We start from the raw sequence: 23124 nt of genomic DNA on the forward strand, positions 1-23124 counted from the left end.
ACCGCAGTATCAAACTTGCTTTTCAAAGTTCCGGACCATGGAAAGCATATTGTCCTTGATCTGCGTTACAGCTTCCACCCATTTGCCTCCGACATCGATAGGGGCCAGTCCATGGAAGTCAGCTTCCACGAGTTCGGTGTCGTAGGGTATTTCCCCCAGGACCGGGATACCAAGTTTCTCGAGATGAGGTTTTATATTGGCAGAAGTTCCTTTATTGATGACTGCAGCCAGGTTAATGATATCGATACCTTCGGAGAGCTCTTTAATGCGCCGGGCTGTTTCGATAGATCTCATGCCGGGTTCCACGACGATCACCATAAGGTCTATTCCCCGGGTGGTACCCCTGCCCAGGTGCTCGATGCCTGCCTCCATGTCCAGTATCACTGCACTGGTGTCCTTGAGGACCACATGGCGCAGGAAAGCGCGCAGGAATGCCGATGCAGGACACATGCAGCCGCTCCCACCTTTCTCAACGGTGCCCATAACAAGCATTTTCACATCATCCGGGCCTACAACCCCAAACCTGTCAACGATATCATCGACCTTCGGGTTGAACTTGAACATGCCTCCGGCTTCTCCTGCTCTCTCTTCGATAAGGTCCTTGTAATCGGTGAGGGGCTGGGGCGGATTTTTCACGCCTAAGGCCGAAGCAAGATTCATGTCAGCGTCCGCATCGATGGCAAGCACATCATAACCTTCTCTTGCAAGCATGCGTGCAAGGGTTCCCGAGAGTGTAGTCTTGCCTACACCACCTTTTCCAGTAACTGCGATCTTTACCATGTTCTTCAACTCAGGACTAATCCGAATTATATTTTCCGGTTATGAAAGTCATCTGTATAGGTACGTTTTCCCTGCAGGAAATATTAATCAAAAAGGATGCATGATTAAAAAGTATATTCCGTCATTGTCTGTATTATTCAATTGTAGCTATCAGCTCAAGCATTTCTTCTATTTCCTTATTACCATCAATGGTGAACAGGTCCGCTTCCACAGGTCCGATATTGACCGGCAGGCTCCCGTTGGGTGTCATTCCTATGACGATAGTGCTAGAATCTTCATTGCCGAATGCTGCTACTAACCCAAGTACGTTCAGGCTGGAGTTCTGTGCAGAGGCTGAGCCGGAGTAGATAGATACGTAAATAACGCTACCTTCTTTCATAACCAGTTCTCTGGTCTCGATCTTACTGAAGTTCCTTATATTATTCTGTTCCGACATATCATTAAAACTTCTGTTAGTCATCTTTGATATCATGTCGATCGGGAGTTTTGCTCCGCCCGGAAGGGTGATACGGTTGGTGCTTATCCAGGCATCCATTTTAGGAAACTCAGAATCGAAGGGGATATTGTAAGCATCTTTGAAACTGTTCGTTTGGTCAATGATATCCGATGTCAGTCGTTCATTCCGATATTTGACAAACGTACTGTTGAAGCTGATGCTGCTTGAATCGGAAATACTCTGTTGTAACGTACTATACTCGATCTCTCCTTCCTGTGACCATCCGTGATTTTCCAGGGTGGTCTCATCAATCAGTGCAGGGGATGCAGCAGGAGTCTCCATACATCCCGTTGAGGTTACTATCAGGAGTAATGAAGAGCATATTAAAGCCAGTGTTCTTGGACAAGATCTCAAAATATCACCTGATTAATACTATATCTTTTATATATTAATATATTCGCACATACGGTATTGTTGGTCTTCCTTCCTTTTTTAGATACGGGAATCATAGATTTTATATTGTACATGGTTAATAGACCTTAGTATGCAAACTATGGACTCAAGGTTCAGGAAAATACAAAGAGTCATGTGGTACGTACTTTTCCTGAACCTTGCAGTTGCTTTTGCCAAAATCGGCTATGGTATGTGGACTAATGTGCTGAGCATGCAATCTGACGGTTATCACTCCCTTTTTGATGGTGTGTCCAATGTTATAGGTCTCATTGGCATTCAGATAGCTTCAAAGCCTCCTGATGCGGAGCACCCTTACGGACACCGGAAATTCGAGACCATCGCAGCTGTTTTCATTGCATTCATCCTGGGGGCCGTTGCATTTGAAATAGTACGCTCTGCACTGATGCGCTTTGATAACGGGAGCATTCCTGAAGTCACGACGATCAGTTTCCTTGTAATGCTTGGAACAATGATTGTGAACTATACTGTCACAACTTACGAGAAAAAGAAAGGGAATGAGCTCCGAAGCGAGGTCCTGCTCGCAGATTCCGCTCATACGAGAAGTGATATTTACGTTTCCATGTCTGTGCTGCTAGGTCTTCTAGCTATCAGAGCAGGTTATCCCATGGTGGATCCCATTATTTCTATCTTTGTGGCCGTTGTGATACTGCATGCGGGAATGGAAATCATTTTCAGTAGTGTTTCAGTCCTTTGTGATGAATCACGTATAGATCCCGAGGAGATACGTGGTGTTGTGTGCAGGGTGGAAGGAGTCATGGGTTGCCACAATATTCGCACCCGTGGGCCTGAAGGTTGTGTGTATGTGGATCTTCATGTGGAGGTTGACCCTTCAATGCCCACATATAAGTCGCATACGGTAGCTCATATCGTACAGTATCGATTGAAAGAAGCCTTCGAGGGCATCGAAGAAGTGCTTGTACATATCGAGCCTGAGGATAACAGTTACAATTATAAATAGAATCAGGGATTTTATAAGACTATGCCAGGAAACACCTTTGGTCATTCGTTCAGGATCACAACATGGGGAGAATCCCACGGTAATGCTGTGGGTGTAGTCGTTGACGGAGTACCTGCAGGGCTCGAGCTCTCCGAGGTGGATGTGCAGAAGGAACTCGACAGAAGACGTCCAGGTCAGAGCGAGGTATCGACACCCCGTTCGGAGTCCGATACTGTTGAGATACTTTCTGGTGTTTTTGGGGGTGTGACTACCGGTACTCCTGTTTCCATGTTTGTCCGCAACAGGAATGCCAACCCCGGTGCCTATGATTACATTAAGGACATTCCACGTCCGGGGCATGCCGATCTTTTCTACATGGAGAAGTATGGTTTTCGCGACCACAGGGGAGGTGGCAGGTCTTCCGGAAGGGAGACGATCGGAAGGGTCGCAGGCGGTGCGATTGCAAAAAAACTGCTTATGTTTTTCGGCATCGAAGTCTTTGCACATGTGATCGAGCTGGGTGGAATAAAAGCCGGTCCTGTTACATTTGAGGCTATCCGTGACAATGTTGAAAGAACTGCAGTGAGGTCTGCGGACCTGGAAGCAGCTGAGAAGATGCTTGAACAAGTGAGACTTGCACGTGATGAGGGTGACAGCATCGGTGGCATTGTTGAGATCATTGCAACAGGTATGCCTATAGGCTTGGGTGAGCCCGTATTCGGCAAGCTCGATGCAGACATCGCAGGGGGACTTATGAGTATAGGCGCGGTAAAGGGTGTGGAGGTCGGTGTGGGCTTTGAGTGTGCACGCATGAAAGGCAGCCAGATGAATGATGCATTTTTGGTGGATGACGGGCAGATCGTTCCCGAGAGCAACAACGCAGGCGGTATCATAGGTGGCCTGTCTACAGGTCTGCCATTGATCTGTCGTGCTGCTGTGAAACCCACGCCTTCTATATCAAAAAAGCAAAAAAGTGTAAATGTAGCTTCCATGGAAGAGACCGGCATTGAGATACATGGCCGACATGATCCGACTATCCCTCCGAGGATGGTTCCTGTGGCTGAAGCAATGGTGGCACTGGTGCTGACAGACCATATGATACGGGGTGGAAGGATGAATCCGGAATATCTTTTGAAGTGAGTATATTTTCAATCCCGGGACCAATTCATTTTTGAACAAATTGACTATATATTCTATACACTTACTATATATCTATTAAGGATACCTATTTAATTCATCCTGCGCTGTCAGTTGTATTGAAAGAAAGGTCGGATGTTTAGCTATGGATACCAGAAAAGTGCAGGTGACGGGTAAGTCTACGTATATTATCACAATCCCGAAGAAATGGGCTGTCAGATCAAAGCTTAAATCCGGTTCTCCACTTTCTATTCTGTACGCTGAGGATGGTTCTCTTATCATCAAGCCTCCAGCCTTCAATGAAGGCAGGAAAGCCCGGATGGTCAAGGTGGATAAGAAACTCGAACACCTCAAAAGGGACATTATTGGTCTGTACATAGTAGGCAACCACTTATATATGGCAAGCTATTTATATAATAAAAAGAAGCAATAGGCTTCTGTCTACTGTGCATTCAGCTTACAGTGAAATCCGATATTTACACTATTTACGGCTCTGTAGAAAACCTATTTTTTATTCCATTTTACACATAATAGTTTAAAAAGGATAAAACCCCAAAGTGTTGCTTGCTACAGAAAACACAAAGGGGATGTTTAGTATTTTGTTCCAGATCAAAGATCTGGAACTCCCATTAAATCTTCGATTTGATGGCAGTCTAACAAGTACTTAAAGTTTGTTGATGCAGCGCTAACTGCATCAGGATACTCACATTTGCAGATCTACAGTTGTAAGTATTCCAAGAGGAAATATACGCAGCATCAGCTAATAGCCTTGGTTTTGTTAAAGGAGTACCTGAATACCGATTGCAGGAGTAATGTTGAACTTGTTCAACTGATGGGTCCAGTTAAGTCAAGAATTGGATTAAAACAAGTTCCACATTTCACTTTCCATTAAATCATAGCTTGAATGGGAGTTCCAGATTTATAATCTGGAACACTCTGCATAAGTTCGTTAGAAGAATTAAATCTGTTTACTTCAATGGATTATTAAAGCAAACACTTGATCTGTTCTATTCACATGGAGACAGAATAGATGTTAATGCTATTGATTCAAGTGGATTTACAAGTGGCCATTGTAGTTACTATTATTCACTCAGAACAAAGAAGAAACGCAGATCATTCATGAAAGTAAGTATCTCTGTTGATACTGATAAGTTGATAGTTACTGGTTTTAAGATATCAGGTAAACCTGCCAACGATATAAAGCATGCAAAAACATTGTTGAAACAATGTCATAGAATTCGAAGGTCAAGCTACTATGTCATGGACAAAGGATACGATTGTGAACCTATACATTCACTAACAAGAGAATAGTTTCGAGATAGCTATGATACCTTTACGGAACAGGAAGAGGAAAAAGATCAAAGGATTCTATCGTAGGAAAATGATAAAAGAGTTTGATGAGGAACTCTACCATAACAGAAGCCTGGTTGAAACTATGTTCTCAGTACTCAAAAGGAAATATGGGGGAGTTAAAGGCCATAAAGTTAAGGAATCAGGTAAAAGAGATTAAAATAAAACTAATAGTAAACAACATTGGCAGGTATGCCAAGGTCGTTTGTTTGATTCAAATGAGGATTTCTACAGAGCCCAAAATATCAGATTTAATGATACTGAAAAGGAACATACTTACTTAAAGTTCATATACCGATTTTGAGTCATTGAAATAATATGCGAATAAGTCTTTTCCCCATTCGATTGCCTGTTCATTAAAAGAAATAAGATAGGTATAATCATATTCTCCTGTATTTTTCAGTGGACTGATTCTAAAAAATGTGTCGCTGTATGCAAAGGACATGAAATTCATTTCTTTGCTGTAAACCGAAAGATGGAAATATTGGCTTTTAAGCAGTTCATCAAGATCTTCTCCGACTTTAATTGTAAATTTGTCGAGTAGATCTCTGGAAATAATAAGGTACACATGTATGTTAAGTTTAACAAGGTCAGCAAACAGCTCAGGGAATTGTGGATGATAGAATACAGTGGCCAGGTTTAGTGATCTTGAATCCTTTGAAGCATTGTACAGTTCCTGCATAAGATCATGTATGTTGACAACGGGAGGGTTTATTATTTGTATCTCTGCAAGTTCATTTATTCTCTTAAACAGATACTCGGGGATAAAATCCAAATCATGGGTTCCCCAGTAACCAACATCAGTATCTAATACATCAACAGTATCTACTAAAGAAACCATCTCGTCAACAATGAGTTCCCCGATAGTTGTCAAACCAAAAGAATCATCTGATTTAGTTATAAGGTGATGCTCTTCCAGTATTCGCATTTGTGGAAGCAGCGACTGTCTTGTTGTGTTCAGGGAATTGAGAAGAGTTTCCATCATCAGAGGGCCATTTTGCAGTAATAAGAGTGCACTCTTTCTTTTATCGGATGCAAATATCAAATCAAGTAAGGGCTTCTTCATACTTTCATTGCTCCTTTAAGTCACTCATCCCTGTGTAATATTTATAGGCAGTACTATTTATAGCAAACTGAATGTTTTTATAAGCATCCTTTGAACCCGAATATGCAGAAATCTGGCATGAGTTTACCATCTTTAATCATGTAATGCCAGAGCACTGCCGTGTATCCGGTTTTGGTGCTATCTGCCTAATCGGTCAAAGCGAATAATTTAATTATAGTTGGCTCTTTCCTTAGTTGGTCTACGTTCATAAAATCCCTTACCTGTAAGATGTTAGAACACTACAATAAGGTAATTATTATAACTGAAAATACCGTAAGTCTTATGTTCATTTGTTTTCACGAAAAACCATATGAGGAAAGCACCATGCCAGAAAAGAATATGATCGGCAACAAAATCCGCCAGTTAAGAGAGTCGCATGATATGTCAGTTGAAAAACTGGCAGAAACCAGCAATACCAATACTGAACTGATCGAGCAGCTTGAGAACGGAGCACTTGTCCCTTCCCTGACACCCCTTTTACAGATCGCCCGTGCACTGGGCGTGAGACTGGGAACCTTCCTTGACGATCTTCCCCACGACGCACCGGTTGTTGTCAAGTCCGGCAGATCGGAGAGTGTACTACATTTCTCAGGCAACTGTGATAAATGTGACACCAGCACCCTGGAATTCTTTTCCCTTGCTGCGAACAAGGCAGACCGGCATATGGAGCCCTTTTTAATTGATGTGCACCCGCCGAAGTCAGAAGAGGAAAAATTATCTTCCCACGAGGGAGAGGAATTCATTTATGTGCTCAAAGGTGAGGTAGAGATAATCTACGGCAAAGAGAGGTATAATCTTGTCACAGGTGACAGTATTTACTATGATTCTGTTGTTCCACACCACGTTCACGCCAAGGACAGCGATGCACAGATACTTGCAATAGTATATGCTCCTTACTAAGAAAGAAGATCGATATGTTCAAAACAATTGTTACTCCAAGATTCGGCGATATTGACGGGTTGAAGCATGCCAATAATATTGCCATTGCCATATGGTTCGAACAGGCACGTAATCCGATATTCCGGTTGTTCACCCCGGACCTTGACCTGAGCTATGAGAACTGGAAGCTCATTATGGCAAGAACCGAATATGATTACGTAGGAGAAATGTTCTATGGAGCAGATGTTGATGTCATCACCTACGTATCAAGGATCGGTAACTCATCGTTCACTGTTACGCAGGAAGCATGGCAAAACGGGAAAATTGGTGCTATCGGGAGGTCCACGATCGTCCACTATGATTTTATCAATAAGAGATCTGTTCCCATACCGGATGACATAAGGAAGGAACTTGAAGAGCATCTGCAGAAAGAGAGTAGCAGTTGTAATTGATATCCAGGGAGATATGATCATGCCTTTTACAGATGATACAATTGGTGATTTTTTCGAGAAACAGGTTATGAAGGATCCTGAAAGGGAATTCATTGTCTATCCCGACCGGGACCTGAGGTTCACTTACAAAGAGTTCGATGAGCGCGTCAACATGCTGGCAAGAGGCCTGCTGGAGATCGGCATCGTAAAGGGAGACCATATTGGCATATGGGCAACCAATGTACCTGACTGGCTCACTTTCCTGTTCGCAACAGCAAAGATAGGTGCGGTCTTTGTCACGGTCAATACCGCATACAAGATACATGAGGTAGAATATCTCATGAAACAGGCAGACCTGAAGGCCATTGCCATAATAGACGGCTTCAGGGATGTAAGCTACATCGAGACAATCTACGAACTGGTTCCCGAACTCAAGACACAGAATCGTGGAAGCCTGAAGAGTGAGAAATTCCCGCACTTGAAAAATGTCATTTTCATCGGTCAGGAAAAACACAGGGGAATGTACAACACCCGTGAATTGTTCCTTCTTGGACAGCACAGCAGTGATGAAGATATCCACAAGATAATGAAGACACTTAACAAAGATGATGTCATCAATATGCAATACACCTCCGGGACCACGGGTTTTCCGAAAGGTGTCATGCTCACTCACCATAATATCCTGAACAACGGATACTATATCGGAGAGAGGCAGAAGCTAACTGAGGATGACAGGGTTTGCCTCCCGGTCCCTCTTTTCCACTGCTTTGGAATCGTATTGGGGGTACTTGCAGCCCTGACCCACGGAGGCACGCTTGTTATGCTTGAACTGTTTGATCCCCTCATGGTGCTGGCTGCAGTCCAGAAAGAGAAATGTACGGCCCTTTATGGCGTACCGACCATGTTCATTGCTGAGTTCAGCCACCCGATGTTCAGGATGTTCGATCTTTCCTCACTTAGAACAGGCATAATGGCTGGTTCTCCCTGTCCCATCGAGGCAATGAAGCGTGTTATCAACGAGATGCATTGCACGGATATTACAATTGCATACGGGCTTACAGAAGCATCACCTGTCTTTACCCAGACCAGTACAGATGATTCTATCGAGCGTCGTGTCAGTACAGTTGGAACAGCGATGCCTGAGATCGAGGTGAAGATAGTCAATCCCGATACAGGGGAAACTGTCGGACCGAACGTACAGGGGGAGATATGCTGCCGCGGTTACAATACTATGAAAGGTTACTACAAAATGCCTGAAATGACAGAGCACGCTATCGACAAGGACGGATGGCTGCACAGCGGGGACCTTGCTACCGTGGACGAGGACGGATACTATCGTATCACCGGCCGTATAAAGGACATGATAATACGTGGTGGTGAGAATATCTATCCAAGGGAGCTTGAAGAGTTCCTGTTCACCATGCCAGGCATCAAGAGTGCACAGGTAGTAGGAATTCCCGATGAGAAATACGGTGAGATCGTTGGGGCCTATATTGTCCTTGCTGACGGCATCGATCTTACAGAAGAGGACATTCGTGACTACAGTCTTTCAAGAATAGCAAGGTACAAAGTGCCAAAACACGTATTCTTCGTGGATGAATATCCCATGACAGCAAGCGGCAAGGTCCAGAAGTTCAAGCTGAGAGATATGGCAGTTGCCCTGCTGAAGGAAAAACAGAACTAAAAAAAATACAATGATGTGAACCTATCACATCATTTTTTCCTTACGGTAAATACCAGCACAAATATTGCAGCGATTGCTAAAATGATATCGAAACCAGGTACAGGACTACTTTCTTCGGTGGTAGCCGGTGATACTTCGGTGTAATCGAGATACTCGCTGTACACAACAATCTCAGTACCCATGAAAGCCGGGTCCTGTGCATAATAGTCCTGTAATCTTTCAAGCAGTTCCTGAACATTTTCATCCGTCATGAAATCATCATCGACCGCAACACTGATCAGTGCATCTCCTCCTGCTGCCCGGATCTCTCCCATCTTAGCCGCAATGGAATCAACAATGTTAGCAGTGGAATCCTGAGAATTACCTTCCGCATCATAGGTAAGGATAACAAAGATTTCCACATGATCCGAAACCTCTCCGATTGCCGATCGGTCATATGAGAATGGCACATCCACTGCAAGAGGCAGGCTACTATTCGTACTTTCACGTATACCCTCAACTAACATCAGACTGTCCTCGCAGGCTGTTTCCGGGTCTTCGCTGCATGGGTTCAGAGCAATGTTTATCCCGTCAAAACCTGCAAGGGACTTGTTATTATAATCCATGACCGAATCAACCGCCTCCCGAACAGATGCAGAATTGTCCTCTGTATTTCTTTCAGGATCACTTAATAGCATTGCATAGACCTGCATGCCGTTGTCATGAGCATTTTTCACAAATCTCTCCAGACTCCATATATTCCCGGAATCCACTCTGAGCATCACCAGATTCAGACCACTGTCCTTCAGATCAGCGATTGTAGAATCGTTGTATCCTGCAGTATCGAAGATCCGGATGGCATTTATTTTGCCATCCGGGGGTGCGATATTGATCTTTACAGGTGCAGGAGTAGTTTCAGAATCATTTTCTTGCATTAGCACTGCAGCTGTTGCCATGATCACTGCTGGCTCCTCAGGAACGAACTTACGCACGTATGCATAATCAAATGCTGCATATCCCATATTCTTGGAAACATCTGAATAGGTGCTGGCAAAGAGGTATGCTTTCATATCTGTTATGGGCACATAATTTGCTTCCTCTGTGGATGCGAGGTCCATACTGCTGACCCTGGAACCGTCCTCAAAGAATGCGACCCTTCCAAGTTCATCTTCGACATACCAGGCAACACCCGTGGTGTACCAGGTATCCTCAGGCACATTCAGGGATGCCATATCTTTCGGGAAGTAACGTGCATCACCCTTCTGGTTCTCAAGCACCCAGGACACATAGGTCTCATTCTGAAGTTCCGTACGAACAATTACCTGATTGCGGTTCTCATTGTGAGGGTCAACAAATCCCTGTTCGATAACTGGTCCGCGGCTGTCCTCTCCGGTGGTCACTTTCTTTCTTTTGGTCACTAGCATGGAGTTCACCGCAAAAGTCTCCTCGGATTTCACCTGCGAGACATCTTCCGGATGGAACTTCGGAACGATCAGTTTGAGCATACCACCGTTTATATCGATCTCGCCCCCGCCTGTGTAGTACCGGTCCCATTTACCGAAGTTGATGTTGGGGCCGGCGAAATCATCAAAGAATTCAAAAGTAGATGCACCTGAACTCGCATCGATTGCAAGGGGATTACCATAGAACATTGTGATCTTTGCGTTTCCCCTGGCAGCAATATATGGCACCCTTACCCAGATACTAGCTGTTTCCTTTTGCAGGTCCCATTCCTCTATCCAGTATTTGAGCTGCGTCTCACCTGAGGTAAAACGAATATCCTCGCCTGCAGGGGAAGCACTGGAAAAGTTGAAGTTGGAACTATTGAGGACCAGAAGCACCTGATAATTGACCAGGTTCTGATCTGAATTTTCCATGATGGTAATATCTTCCGAGAAGTTCCATTCCCCACCTCCAGAATAAGTCAAAGCTGCACCTGTCTGCGAAAATACAAATACAAATAACAAAGAAACAAATGTATATAATGCAATCTTTTGTATCAAGCCACTCACCTTCTTATAACCTATAATAAGATGTTACTTATAACTATTTAAATAGATAATATGTACATGAAAACTGCAAATAGATAATTCTTATGTATATTTGGGCGGGAGTTGAATCTCTTAGAAGTTTATCATATGCCATTCTGGAAAAAAGGTTTGAAAGAGACATTATTAATGAAATCCAGGCTCTGTAGAAATCCGAAATCCATATTTTTTATATAGATCGTATTCTCTGACCGGATATGAAATGTTCCACCAGTTTTCCGGAAATACTGGTATTGCCCGGTAAATGGGGAATCTCATCATAGCTGAACCAATCCGCTTCTTCTATTTCCCCGTCATTGAAGCGTATTTCTCCTTCCAGGTACTTTGCTGTGAAAGCGATCATCAGGGAATCGGGATACGGCCAGGGCTGGCTCCCGAAATAAGATATGCCCCGGATACGAATTCCCACTTCTTCAATTACCTCTCTGACAACAGCCTCTTCGATGGACTCACCAGGCTCAACAAAACCCGCTATCAGGCCGTAACGATTCGGCGGGAAATGTGGGGACCTTGCCATCAGGATCTTATTATCCTTTTCGATCATGACAATGATTGCAGGAGATATTTTCGGAAAGAACAGTAAACCACACTCAGTGCACTCTTTTGCCCTTTCATCAGATTTCCAGAGTGTCCCCGAGCCACAGTGTCCGCAATAAAGAGTGTTTTTATCCCACTCAAGCAAATGAACAGCCCTGCCTGCAATGGCTGCAACTGTTTCTCCAATAATGCCCGGCAACTTCCTGATATCCTCAAATACGACACTCTTATTTTCAGTGAGATCATCAATTGTTTCGGCTGCAAAGCAGGAAAAACCCCCAAATTCACCCAGATACTGTTTTCTCTGGATATCTATCTTAAAGGATGTGATATTACATGCAGAAGGTAATCTGAGATCACCTTCCCCTGATATAAGCAATATTTTCCGGTCCTTAAAAACAAAGTAATGATTAGAACAGGTTTCCTGCTTTTCCGGAGGGTTCAGCAAAGGGAAGAAATCAAGCTCAGAAAGTTTGTATTCCCGGATCATGACAGGATTAACACGGGAGATCTGCTTATGAGTTTACCGGTTGCAGATGATGAAAATATTAAGGACAGGTACGCATAGTCCTGCCTGCAATCATTCGTAGGGCGATACCTCATCCGGCATGGGAGTTGTATGCAGCACGCATTCGTCGCCGTGCTTTACCAGATCCTCAATGGATTTGCGAAGTATAGATGGATAGATAATACCTACTTCTTCCTTTATTGGTTTTCCACGGCAGAAGAATTTGAAAGTAGGCGTTGCCTTCACACCGTATCTTCTGGAAGTCCTGGCACTGAGAAGCCCGTTCATCCTGACAAAAGTGCACGAATCCCGGAACTCCCTGGAGTATTCTATGAAATATGGTTCGATCTCCTTACAATGAACACATTTCGGAAGGTAGAACATAACCACCATCGGTTTCTCCTGGTTCCCGAGAAGTTCTTCCCAGTTCTCATCTGTTGCTTCAATCACACCATTTTCATCCATTTCTACCGCTCCTGAATAAGATTTGACCTTCCAGGTATAAATAGTTCTGCAAGGAAAGGAAATAGTTCAGGCTTGTTCAAAGCCCGAACACACATCATACATTTTCCATTGCCCATGCTACTGCAGCTTCCAGCACATCGTGGTTCAGGGATATGAGTTTTGGTTTCTTGGAGAATGTCTCTGCTATTGCGGAACGGAAGTTCTCCCCGGAAAGACCTGTAACACCAAGTGCCAGCATCACACCAAGCATTACGGTATTTGCAGCTTTCACGGAACCTGCTTCCTGTGCTATTCTGACAGCAGGTACGGCTATTCCCCTGACACCTGCAGGAATATCACATTCCCCTATGGTTGAGTCATAGAGGATAACTCCGCCTTCCCTTACATCAGCTGCGAACTTCTCAAGAGACGGCTTGTTCATGGCCACAAGGATATCCGAAGTGTAAACCACAGGGGAGCCGATGGACCCACCTGATATTACCACAGAGCAGTTGGAAGTGCCTCCACGCTGCTCAGGCCCGTACGAAGGATACCATGAAACAAAACGACTTGCATCACAGCCAGCATGCGCAATGGTAAGTCCCATGCTCAGCACTCCCTGCCCCCCGAAACCTGCAGCTTTTATCTGCACCTCAGGGAATCCGGGGTCACGTATGGCATCGGGTGAGGACTCCGTCTCAAGGTTGAACAATCTGTCAATGGCAGCCTTTGAAAAATCACTCTTACCTCTCTTCAGTGGTTCTGTTTCTGCCGAAAGGTCCCTGAAGTTACCAAGCGGGAATTCCTTTTCCATTTCCTCATTCACAAAACGGGTGCTCTGTTCTGCATCCTGCCGCAGGTTGGTAGGACAGGTGGACAATATTTCCACAAAGGCATACCCTTTGCCGTCGCGCTGTATCTCAAGGGCCTTTTTGATAGCTTTTCTGGCTTTTCTGATATGAGATATATCTGAAACAGAGACCCGTTCTATAAAGACCGGTGCCTTCAGGTTGTTCAGGATCTCGCACATATGAAGCGGATATCCGGTGGACATGGGGTCCCTTCCTTCAGGGCATGTTACTGTCTTCTCTCCGATGAGCGTTGTCGGGGCCATCTGTCCACCAGTCATACCGAAAACAGTATTGTTGACAAAGAAGATTGCCATCTTCTCACCACGGTTTGCAGCCTGCATCGTCTCATTGAGGCCTATGGATGCAAGGTCACCGTCTCCCTGATAGGCAATGACAACAGCGTCATCTTCTGCCCTGGAAGCACCTGTTCCTACCGCAGGTGCCCTTCCATGAGCTACCTGAAGGTTACCGCAGTCAAAGTAGTAGTATGCAAAGACAGCACAGCCAACTGGGCTTATCATGATGGAGCGGTCCTGTATCTCAAGATCAGACATTGCCTCACCGATGAGTTTATGGATAATCCCGTGCCCGCAACCCGGACAATAATGAGTTGCCGTTGGCGCGGCACCGCCCTTACGCGGAAATTCAGGATACAGACCTGAACTTCTAATTATCTTCTCAGTCATGATCACTCCTCCCTCGCAGCGATATCCCGTATCTTGCCCATGACCTGGTCCAGAGTAATGAGGTTTCCGCCCATGCGGTTCACAAGTTCCACCTTCCTGTCAGACCCGACTGCGAGCTGTATATCTTCAAGCATCTGACCATTGCTCATTTCCACTGAAACGAAACTACAATCCCTTGAATCGGCAATAGCCTTCAGTTCCATCTTCGGGAAAGGAAACAGTGTCTTTGGCCTGAAAAGACCTACCTTGATCCCTTTCTTCCTTGCCTGGTCCACAGCAGATCTGCATATGCGACTGCTGATTCCGTAGGATATGAGGATAATAGAGGCATCTTCGGTCATATGATCTTCGTATTCCACCTCTTTCTCCTGGATTATCGCATACTTTTCCTGTATAGCATAGTTGAAATCCTCAAGCAGGTTGAAATCCAGGAATATAGATGATACAAGGTTCTTTCTTGTTTCTGCGGTTCCGCTTACGGCCCATGAAGTGTCAATCCCGGGATGAACTGCAGCCTCCGGGAACTGGATGGATTCCACCATCTGACCCAGCACACCGTCGGCCAGCACGAACACAGGGTTCCTGTACTTGAAAGCCAGGTCAAATCCTTTGATAACCATGTCACACATCTCCTGAACAGAGTTCGGGGCAAGCACAATATTCTTGTAATTACCATGACCGCCACCTTTTACCACCTGGTTATAGTCGCCCTGTTCAGGACCTATATTGCCAAGTCCCGGACCGGCTCGCATGATGTCGACTATTACGCAGGGAAGTTCTGAACCTGCAAGATACGAGATGCCTTCCTGCTTCAGGCTGATACCAGGACCAGAGGATGCTGTCATGACCCTGTGACCAGCTGCTGCGGCACCGTATACCATATTGATGGCAGCTTCTTCTGACTCAGCCTGCACGAACTTTCTTCCCACCTGTGGGAAATATCTGGAGGCTTCCTGAAGGATCTCACTTGCCGGAGTAATGGGATAGCCGAAATAACAGTCGCACCCCGCATAAAGGGCACCTATAATTGCCGCCGTATTTCCTTTAACCAATTGTGTTGCCACTTTTGATCACCTTGATAATCTGATTTTTACTTTTCTTTTAAGGGAATGTGTATCTCTATTGCAAGTGGCTCGGGGCAGGTGTAGTAACAGTTTGCACAACCCGTGCAACTTCCGCCTGAATATTCCACATAGCGGTAACCTCTTTCATTTAGATCGACACTTAATTGCAGGAGATCTTTCGGGCAAGCAGCAATACAGCGCCCGCAAGCCTTGCATTCCAGTATGTTAATGACCGGATAAGGCTCCTTATTTTCTTGAAGATCTGACATAATATCGTAACCTCACTAATAGCATAAACAATATTTCCCGGACAGAGTACCCATAAGCCTGGAAAAAGGTATTTGTTTGCCGGTTCGGGAATGCATTTTATGTATATAGTCATTTTGACACTTTATCGTGATCACGTATTTCCACGCGTCTTATTTTACCGCTGATGGTTTTTGGGAGCTCGGTGACAAATTCGATCACACGAGGATACTTATAAGGAGCCGTTACTATCTTGACATGGTCCTGAAGCTCATTTTTAAGCTTCTCGCTTGCTGCATAGCCTTTTGTGAGAACTATGGTAGCTTTGATGACCTGACCCCTTATAGGGTCCGGAACACCTGTTATAGCACATTCCAGTACCGCAGGATGTTCTATCAGGGCACTTTCAACTTCAAAGGGGCCCACCCTGTAACCGGATGTCTTTATAATATCATCGCCCCTTCCGACGAACCAGAAATAGCCGTCCTCATCCTTCCATGCCATATCACCTGTGTGGTAGTAACCATCATGCCACACGTCTTTGGTCCTATCGGGCTCCGAGCCATACCCGGTGAAGATGCCGGGAGGATTACCAGAACTTGTGTCGATCACTATCTCTCCCTCCTCACCGACCTCAGCCGGCTTGCCTTCTGCATTGAGCAGTTCTATACTGTACTCTGGAGAGGGTTTTCCCATGGAGCCGGGCTTGGGTTCGACCCAGGGATAGGTTGCCAGGGTAACGATGGTTTCTGTCTGCCCGAAACCTTCCATGAGTTTGAGACCTGTGATCTCCAGGAACTTCTCATACACTTCAGGGTTCAGTGGTTCTCCTGCGGTCACACAGTATTCCAGACTGCTGAAATTATACTTGCTCAGATCCTCCCTGATAAGAAAACGGTAGATCGTCGGAGGGGCACAGAAGGTGGTGACACCGTATTTTGTTGCATTGTCCAGCATCCTGTCAGCGGCAAATCTTTCATAGTCATAGACAAAAACAGCGCTTCCTGCTATCCACTGGCCGTATATCTTTCCCCATACACATTTCGCCCATCCGGAATCGGCTACAGTGTAGTGTAGTCCACCATCGGTCACATTCTGCCAGTACTTAGCGGTAATGATATGGGCCAGAGGATACGTAAACCTGTGAAGCACCATTTTCGGAAATCCTGTTGTACCGGAAGAAAAATAATTCAGCAATATATCATCGTTGCTTGTTGCCTCTTCTCCGGCAGGACGGGCGAAATCAGCTGATACGGCCTCTATCTCATCTTCAAAGGAAACCCATCCATCTCTCTTCATACCGACTGCTACCCTTGTCTTCAGAGTTGAGCTTACCTCAGCGGAGGCATCGTCCACACAGTCCAGTACACCTGCGTCGGGAGCACAGATCACCATACTTATATCACCGTGCTCCACCCTGTAGACGATGTCCTTCTTAGTTAGCATATGGGTTGCAGGAACAGCTATGGCACCGATCCTGTGCAGTGCCAGGAGACAGAACCAGAACTCATACCTGCTTTTGAGCATGAGCATCACGCTGTCACCCTTACGGACACCTAAATTCCTGAACACATTTGCAGTTTTATTACTGTAGTCTGCAAGGTCCTTGAAATTGAATATCTTTTCCTCACCACTGTCATCGCACCAGACGAGTGCTTTTTTCTCAGGTTGCTCCTTTGCATAGACATCAACGACATCATATACAAAATTGAAGTTATCCGGAATGTTTATTCTGAAATTCTCTTTAAAATCTTCGTATGAATCAAACTCTGAACGTGATACATACCTGTCAAGTAATGAAGCCATTTTTTCCTCCGAATCATAAAATAACTGCCAGGAACCTGGCCGGTCTTCCACCTATTGCCTGCATCCCGTGAGCGTAATTGGAATCAAAGAAAATAGAATCGCCTTCCTCCAGGATTATTTCATTATTGTGGATGACTACCTTCAGTGTGCCTTCAAGTACATAATCGAACTCCTGTCCGGGGTGGGAGTTCATTGATAATGAATCCTCTGCTTTTGGTTCTACTTTTACCACAAAAGGCTCAGCTTTCTTATGGATAAAATTAGCAGCAAGGTTCTGGTATTTGTAGTCCTTGCGCCTGTCGACACTTACGCCCCTGTCCTTTCTGGTAACTGTGAATACATGCATCCGGGGATCTTCACCTGTGAGTAATACTGTCATATCCACCTTCAGATGCTGTGCGATCTCAAAAAGGACACTTGCCGGAAAGTCCTCCTCAGCATTCTCATACTTCCTGTAGACGTCGGCTGGTATCCCTATAAGGTCTGCCATCTTCCCGGGTGAGAAGCCGCATATCTCACGTAATTCCCGGACGCGGGATGCAATTTCTTTTATTTTTTCCTGCATATCTATCACTTCAAAGATTGGTCCGTCCAGATGCACTATCCTGTAATATCCGGGTTTTTTAAGATTTCTTCATATTTTAATATATTCATCTTCCTGGAAATTGGTGATGAATTTGTATCAAAGTGCCTTTGAAAAACTCATTTTGTATCAAAATATATAAATAATAACCTATATAAAACCATAGAATAAAGCATGATGAGAACATACTTAAATAATCAATATTGATTTATACTTTTATCAAGTACTCATTAAATCAAAAACAAAACGATCCTTATGCATGCAGTCCTTGAGAGCCTGGAAAAGATGGAACATGAATACCGACGACAGATAATTCATGCAGCTTTCGGCCTGCTTATATTTGCATTCCCACTCTTCAACACCCTGACACTTCTGGCATTCAGCCTGCTGACTATGGTCGTATTGGGACATTTCAGGGAATATCCCACCATTGAAAAATACCTTTACAAGAGACCTTTTCCCGGTTCAAGGGAAATGCTTACCGACGGTATTAACGACGGTATCAGAAGCGCCCAGAACCTGACCCTGTCACTGTCCATACTCCTGCTGATCAGCCTTCTGCTTGAGTTCACATCACTCTCTTTTCCGCTGTATGTGATCGGCGGGACTATGGCGATATCCACTTTCGGTAGCAGTGCAGCTACTTTTATTCGTCACCGCAAACAACTTCAAATCAATGGAGATAAAGGCGCTTCCTGTGATGAAACGGAGAATTATCTGCTCCCTTCAAGTATAGTTCTGTTAGGAGTAGGTATAGTCACAGCCTATTTGGCAGGAGCATGGATAGCTGGCTGGGGAGATATCAACGCTAGCAGGAATCTGATATTTTTCGTGGCTGTAATTGGTTCGATCACAGGTGCACTTTTCGAATCCATCCCTTCAAGAGTTGATGATAATATATCGGTTCCGCTGGGATCTGGGATGGCCATGTGGATGTTTCACTCTTTCGGATATTCAGTACCCCCTTCCCAGATGTCCATAGCTCTTATTTTTTCCCTTGTTCTCGGTTACTTTGCTTACAGGACCAGAATAGCCGACCTTTCGGCACTTTTCAGTGCGGCACTGCTTGGTGTCCTTATAATAGTCTTTAGTGAGGTGTTCTGGTTCATCCTGCTGCTCACATTTTTCATACTTGGGGGTGTCTTTACAAAGTACAAGTACAAGTACAAGAAATCCATCGGCCTTGCACAGTCTGAAGGTGGAGTACGCAGTTATGAGAATGTATTCAGTAACAGCACCGCCGCTCTCGTACTTGCCATCTGCTACGGGATATATCCGCAATATGCAGAACTGATAATCTTCGCATATCTTGGAACGGTTGCCACTGCCACCGGAGACACACTTGCAAGTGAAATCGGTACAACTGCCCATACCCAGCCTATCATGATAACCACTCTTAAGCCAGCAAATGCAGGAGTTGACGGGGCAGTAACAATTCTCGGGGAATTTGCAGCCATTCTGGGGTCAATGATCATAGGGATACTGCCAGTTGTTTTTGGGATGGTTGAAGGTGCCACCATGGTCATATTGATCACCACGGCAGGTGGGTTCCTGGGCACAAACGTTGACAGCCTGCTGGGCGCAACCCTGCAGAAAAAAGGTATGCTTTCAAATAGCGGGGTCAATTTTGTCGCAACTTTTGCAGGTGCTTTGATATCCGGCATTTTGTACCTGGTATTTGTCTGAGGTCTCCTGTTACCCGGAAAAACAGATCCGATAATTTAAAAAATCTTATAAGCGGTCGTGACAATACTTCATTAATGAAAAAGAACATCGAGGTAAAAGGCATCGCCAGGGAGACCCTTGGTTTTATTCTGGAGGTCAGCAGATCAACCTATCCTAACGAGTTTGCAGGGCTCCTTGAGGCAAAGGACGGTATAATAACCGATGTGCTTATTCTCCCGGGCACAGAATCGAGCGAGATCAACGCTGTCCTGAAGCTTTTCATGATGCCAAATATCTCAGCCGTAGGTTCGGTGCACAGCCATCCGAGTTCGGCCATAAGACCCTCGAAAGCTGACCTGCGGTTGTTCAGCAAGACAGGGACACGACACATAATAGCAGGACATCCATATGGAAGCAACAACTGGAAGTGTTATGACGGCAGCGGGAACCCTGTGGAGCTACCTGTACTTGATGTTGAGATTGAAGATGATGATATACTCTGATTTTATCGTTAGATTCTGTGCCATAATCAGGTTAAATTGCATCAGGCAAGCTTAAAATCAAGTTTTGTTCGTAAGTAAACGATTGAATTTTCAATGGCATTGAATTATATAACCCGGTCTCCGATTAAGAAGGGTTCAGGTTAAATAAAAATAAGCTATTCTGGTAATTGCGGGTTAGGGAAAAGCCGCGGGTTAGTAAACTAAATTTTCGGAATATGGGGATATTCCGGATTCGCAAGGAAAGAGGCACCATAAGCGTGGTGGTTATCAGGTGCCTCGCCTTATCTTCTTAACTGCAATATTATGAACATTTTGGGTTTTTAGGATAAATATCCTTAACTATTTATGCATTTTATCCAGATCCAAACTCCTTGATGCAACACCCATACAAAAGGTTTCCGATTTAATGCTTGGTCATAGAAATTAAATAAGTTCCAAAGCTGCTGTTTTTTACAGTTACTGTTGATTTTTGTCAGACCATTAACCTGTAATGCATAAAAGTATATTGTATTAAATAGCAAATTAGAACAGGGAATGGATTACATGAGTAAGATCAAAGAAATAGCCGTGCAAACATATCGACGCTGGAGCGACTATGATGGAATGACCGATAGTGCTGCCCTTGCATTCATATTTTTAATGAGCTTACCTGCTCTGCTTCTGTTCACGATATCACTGGGAAGTATGTTCGTACGTGATCAGGCCCTACAGCAAAGGATCATAGACTATGTTTCAAATGTTGCAGGCCAGGCCACCATAGATACATTGAACTCTTTATTTCAGCAGATACCGGACACAAGTACTCTTACTCTGGGACTGATCATAAGTATCCTGCTTTTTCTGTGGACCTCAGGGAATCTTTTTAATCAGTTTCAGAAAACGATTAATGGTATGTGGAATGTCGATAGGGCTTATGGGGGGTATAAAAAGTCCATATCTGAAAGAATCTCAGCAATACTTGCAGTACTGGCATTTGTTCTTATAATCCTGCTATCAACTATCTTTGAAGTTATAATTATGAACATATCCCGCAGTTTCCAGTCCATATTCCCTCTGCCTTTAAATGTGATCCAGTACAGTAGCTCCATCCTCAACTTCCTTGTGATTATGCTTTTGTTCGTTTACCTTTACAGGGTCCTTCCGGAAACAAGGCTGGACATGAAATATGTCCTGGCAGGGTCTTTCCTGACCGTTGTCTTTATCACGCTTGGCAAGTACGCTTTCAGCCTGTATCTAATGTTCAGCAACCCGGCGAGTGTTTATGGAAGTATTGGATCTCTGATAGCTATATTATTGTGGATATACATTACTGCGATCATAGTGACTATTATGACTGAATTCACCAAGGTGTATGCTGATTATGATAACAGCAGGAATGCAACATCAAAATGAAGCAGACTACTTGCAAAGCATATTTAAATCACCTGAAACTTAGTATTATTAATTGAAACATTCAGAAATTCGGGGGTTTGAAATGTCTGAAGAAATAAGGAAGAAGATATCCAATTACCTTTCCAGCCACAACTGGCTGAACCTTGGGACTGTTGACCAGGAAGGCAGACCCATGGTCCACACCATGGCCTATGTATCTGAAGGGTCTAAGGTATACTTTACTACAAATAAGAATACCCATAAAGTCTCTCACATGCTGAATAATCCTAATGTTGCATTCACGGTGGACGAGGATGATGTGAATGTTATGGAGATAAAAGGGGTCCAGATGGAGGGAAAAGCATCTCTTGTAACAGATAGGGAAGAAGTGAATAAAGCATTGGGTATGATGACAGAGAAGTATCCGTTCATGTCAGATATGCCATCAAATGATGAATATGTCCTTTTCAAGGTAGATCCTGTAAAAGCTTACTATCTTGACTACACCAAAGGATTTAATCACAGGGATGAAGAGACTTATTGAAAAAAGAGCAATTTATATTAGGAGAACTTATCTAAAATGTGCATACACAGTTCCGGGTATGCACATTTGTTTTTTACAATGAACGAATGATTAAAAAGTAAAAACAAATGGATGGTAAATATCCATTTGCCTATTCATGTAGTCCTCGATCCTACACGCTTTTGCGGTACAGAGAAGATAATTATAATACTCCGTGATAGCTCAGGTATGAGTAGTACACGAAGAGTGAGACCAATAGAGAAACTATCAGCGTTGCAAAGTTGGAAGCACTGTGGTCAACTTGGTATTCTGTCATGTTTGATCATGACACTATTAGTATCAATAGTATTTATAGTTTGTTGAGATTCATCATGATTAATCATTCTATTCTAATAAGTACGAACAAAATCAAAATCAATATTCTATGTTCATTAATATAAAGTTTCAAAAAAATAACTATGCTGCAAGCTTTTAAATCCTATATACGAATCTCCGAATATACAAAAATTGTGGAGAACAGAGGTTCTATCACGTATTATCATTATATTAGAGAAGATGTTTTATTTATTTTGGCTGTTATCACAATAAATAATATCATTTATTTTATAGGCCTGAACTCAACCAATTACACTTTCTATATATGGTTTGAATTTTTCAAACCAGGCCTTTGCGAATGTTAGGGATTTTGATAATTTTGTGAATTCATTTTTTGAGCTGGTTTCAAAACTCCATTCATAGCTTTTTCCAACACACCATGAAACATGCAATATCTAAGAGTCCTTTAAACACTACATTAAGTCTTTCATATCGGATTACTAATCTTCTGAATCTCATCTTCAGCCATCCAAAAAATCGTTCAATAGCCCCTCTTCTATGGTAGGATTTAGAATCAAATCTTGTAGGTCTTCCTCTTTTTCTGTTCTTAGTGTTCCTGATATTGATGGGTATGTTACTTTTGATTGCTCTGGACCTTAGATATTGCCTTATCTTCACATCATCATAAGCCGGATCTGCCAGTACCTCTAATGGTCTTGTTCTTGGTCTTCCATAAGTCTGAACCTTTATATCTTCCATTATTTCGAGGAAATGGTGATTAT

At 43.9% G+C, this 23124-nt stretch carries 22 protein-coding genes and 1 pseudogene; 11 read left to right on the forward strand and 12 right to left on the reverse strand.

From position 1 onward, the window contains the following. Positions 1 to 9 precede the first annotated feature (9 nt). Positions 10 to 780, reverse strand: a complete 771-nt coding sequence (locus CUN85_RS08705; RefSeq protein ID WP_135389936.1) for an ATP-binding protein — start codon at positions 778 to 780, stop codon at positions 10 to 12. 133 nt (positions 781 to 913) lie between these two features. Next, positions 914 to 1630, reverse strand: a complete 717-nt coding sequence (locus tag CUN85_RS08710; protein WP_135389937.1) for a DUF6517 family protein — start codon at positions 1628 to 1630, stop codon at positions 914 to 916. Positions 1631 to 1760: 130 nt separating this feature from the next. Between CUN85_RS08710 and CUN85_RS08715 the strand changes: the two genes are divergently transcribed. The 4 genes and pseudogenes from CUN85_RS08715 (at position 1761) to CUN85_RS08730 (ending at position 5398) form a co-directional block, all read left to right on the forward strand. Beyond that, positions 1761 to 2648, forward strand: a complete 888-nt coding sequence (locus CUN85_RS08715) for a cation diffusion facilitator family transporter (RefSeq protein WP_394346219.1) — start codon at positions 1761 to 1763, stop codon at positions 2646 to 2648. 21 nt (positions 2649 to 2669) lie between these two features. Continuing rightward, positions 2670 to 3767, forward strand: coding sequence for a chorismate synthase (gene aroC / locus CUN85_RS08720; RefSeq protein WP_135389938.1), 1098 nt, complete (start codon positions 2670 to 2672; stop codon positions 3765 to 3767). A gap of 142 nt (positions 3768 to 3909) precedes the next feature. Continuing rightward, positions 3910 to 4197 (forward strand): AbrB/MazE/SpoVT family DNA-binding domain-containing protein, encoded by a 288-nt coding sequence (locus CUN85_RS08725; RefSeq protein WP_135389939.1) that lies wholly within the window; start codon positions 3910 to 3912, stop codon positions 4195 to 4197. 276 nt (positions 4198 to 4473) lie between these two features. Next, positions 4474 to 5398 (forward strand): annotated as a pseudogene (locus CUN85_RS08730) (IS5 family transposase). Here CUN85_RS08730 and CUN85_RS08735 read toward each other — a convergent pair. Continuing rightward, positions 5395 to 6180 (reverse strand): helix-turn-helix transcriptional regulator, encoded by a 786-nt coding sequence (locus tag CUN85_RS08735; RefSeq protein WP_135389940.1) that lies wholly within the window; start codon positions 6178 to 6180, stop codon positions 5395 to 5397. The pseudogene CUN85_RS08730 and the gene CUN85_RS08735 overlap by 4 nt on opposite strands. Before the next feature lie 363 nt (positions 6181 to 6543). Between CUN85_RS08735 and CUN85_RS08740 the strand changes: the two genes are divergently transcribed. Genes CUN85_RS08740 through CUN85_RS08750 form a run of 3 tightly spaced genes read left to right on the forward strand, consistent with a single transcriptional unit; the run spans position 6544 to position 9213 of the window. Next, positions 6544 to 7119, forward strand: a complete 576-nt coding sequence (locus CUN85_RS08740) for a helix-turn-helix domain-containing protein (protein WP_135389941.1) — start codon at positions 6544 to 6546, stop codon at positions 7117 to 7119. A 14-nt stretch (positions 7120 to 7133) separates the two neighbouring features. Then, positions 7134 to 7550, forward strand: a complete 417-nt coding sequence (locus CUN85_RS08745; protein WP_135389942.1) for an acyl-CoA thioesterase — start codon at positions 7134 to 7136, stop codon at positions 7548 to 7550. 19 nt (positions 7551 to 7569) lie between these two features. Beyond that, positions 7570 to 9213 carry an AMP-binding protein gene (locus tag CUN85_RS08750; RefSeq protein WP_135389962.1) on the forward strand — a complete coding sequence of 548 codons (1644 nt, stop codon included), beginning with the start codon at positions 7570 to 7572 and terminating at the stop codon, positions 9211 to 9213. A gap of 29 nt (positions 9214 to 9242) precedes the next feature. On the opposite strand, the gene CUN85_RS08755 is transcribed toward CUN85_RS08750, so the two are convergent. The 8 genes from CUN85_RS08755 to CUN85_RS08790 all read right to left on the reverse strand — a co-directional run bounded on the left by CUN85_RS08755 (position 9243) and on the right by CUN85_RS08790 (position 17947). Continuing rightward, complete coding sequence (locus CUN85_RS08755) at positions 9243 to 11120, reverse strand: DUF2341 domain-containing protein (RefSeq protein ID WP_135389943.1); 1878 nt, start codon at positions 11118 to 11120, stop codon at positions 9243 to 9245. Between the two features lie 289 nt (positions 11121 to 11409). Next, positions 11410 to 12267, reverse strand: coding sequence for an NAD(+) diphosphatase (gene nudC, locus CUN85_RS08760; protein ID WP_135389944.1), 858 nt, complete (start codon positions 12265 to 12267; stop codon positions 11410 to 11412). A 90-nt stretch (positions 12268 to 12357) separates the two neighbouring features. After that, positions 12358 to 12750 (reverse strand): thioredoxin family protein, encoded by a 393-nt coding sequence (locus CUN85_RS08765; RefSeq protein ID WP_135389945.1) that lies wholly within the window; start codon positions 12748 to 12750, stop codon positions 12358 to 12360. A 94-nt stretch (positions 12751 to 12844) separates the two neighbouring features. Next, positions 12845 to 14266, reverse strand: a complete 1422-nt coding sequence (locus tag CUN85_RS08770) for a 2-oxoacid:acceptor oxidoreductase family protein (protein WP_135389946.1) — start codon at positions 14264 to 14266, stop codon at positions 12845 to 12847. 2 nt (positions 14267 to 14268) lie between these two features. Then, the gene (locus CUN85_RS08775) at positions 14269 to 15330 is read right to left on the reverse strand and encodes a 3-methyl-2-oxobutanoate dehydrogenase subunit VorB (protein ID WP_135389947.1); all 1062 of its coding nucleotides are present in this window, start codon (positions 15328 to 15330) and stop codon (positions 14269 to 14271) included. A 26-nt stretch (positions 15331 to 15356) separates the two neighbouring features. Further along, entirely contained in the window at positions 15357 to 15599 is a 243-nt protein-coding gene (locus tag CUN85_RS08780; protein ID WP_135389948.1) for a 4Fe-4S dicluster domain-containing protein, read from the reverse strand. A gap of 109 nt (positions 15600 to 15708) precedes the next feature. Then, positions 15709 to 17382 carry an AMP-binding protein gene (locus tag CUN85_RS08785; protein ID WP_135389949.1) on the reverse strand — a complete coding sequence of 558 codons (1674 nt, stop codon included), beginning with the start codon at positions 17380 to 17382 and terminating at the stop codon, positions 15709 to 15711. Between the two features lie 13 nt (positions 17383 to 17395). Further along, positions 17396 to 17947, reverse strand: a complete 552-nt coding sequence (locus CUN85_RS08790) for a helix-turn-helix domain-containing protein (protein WP_135389950.1) — start codon at positions 17945 to 17947, stop codon at positions 17396 to 17398. Positions 17948 to 18220: 273 nt separating this feature from the next. On the opposite strand from CUN85_RS08790, the gene CUN85_RS08795 reads away from it, so the two are divergent. From CUN85_RS08795 to CUN85_RS08810, 4 genes are all read left to right on the forward strand, one after another. After that, a complete protein-coding gene (locus CUN85_RS08795; protein WP_135389951.1) occupies positions 18221 to 19651 on the forward strand; it encodes a DUF92 domain-containing protein in 1431 nt (476 codons plus the stop codon). Positions 19652 to 19725: 74 nt separating this feature from the next. Continuing rightward, positions 19726 to 20133, forward strand: coding sequence for a Mov34/MPN/PAD-1 family protein (locus CUN85_RS08800; RefSeq protein WP_205804401.1), 408 nt, complete (start codon positions 19726 to 19728; stop codon positions 20131 to 20133). A gap of 543 nt (positions 20134 to 20676) precedes the next feature. Next, positions 20677 to 21525: a YihY/virulence factor BrkB family protein gene (locus tag CUN85_RS08805; RefSeq protein ID WP_135389952.1), complete on the forward strand. Its 849-nt coding sequence runs from the start codon at positions 20677 to 20679 to the stop codon at positions 21523 to 21525. Between the two features lie 82 nt (positions 21526 to 21607). Beyond that, positions 21608 to 22048 carry a pyridoxamine 5'-phosphate oxidase family protein gene (locus tag CUN85_RS08810; RefSeq protein ID WP_135389953.1) on the forward strand — a complete coding sequence of 147 codons (441 nt, stop codon included), beginning with the start codon at positions 21608 to 21610 and terminating at the stop codon, positions 22046 to 22048. 711 nt (positions 22049 to 22759) lie between these two features. Here the strand turns inward: CUN85_RS08810 and CUN85_RS08815 are convergent. Continuing rightward, a partial coding sequence (locus CUN85_RS08815) for a transposase (protein WP_135389954.1) occupies positions 22760 to 23124 on the reverse strand: 365 nt, incomplete at its 5' end.

The organism is Methanolobus halotolerans (genome assembly GCF_004745425.1).
Taxonomy (GTDB): domain Archaea; phylum Halobacteriota; class Methanosarcinia; order Methanosarcinales; family Methanosarcinaceae; genus Methanolobus; species Methanolobus halotolerans.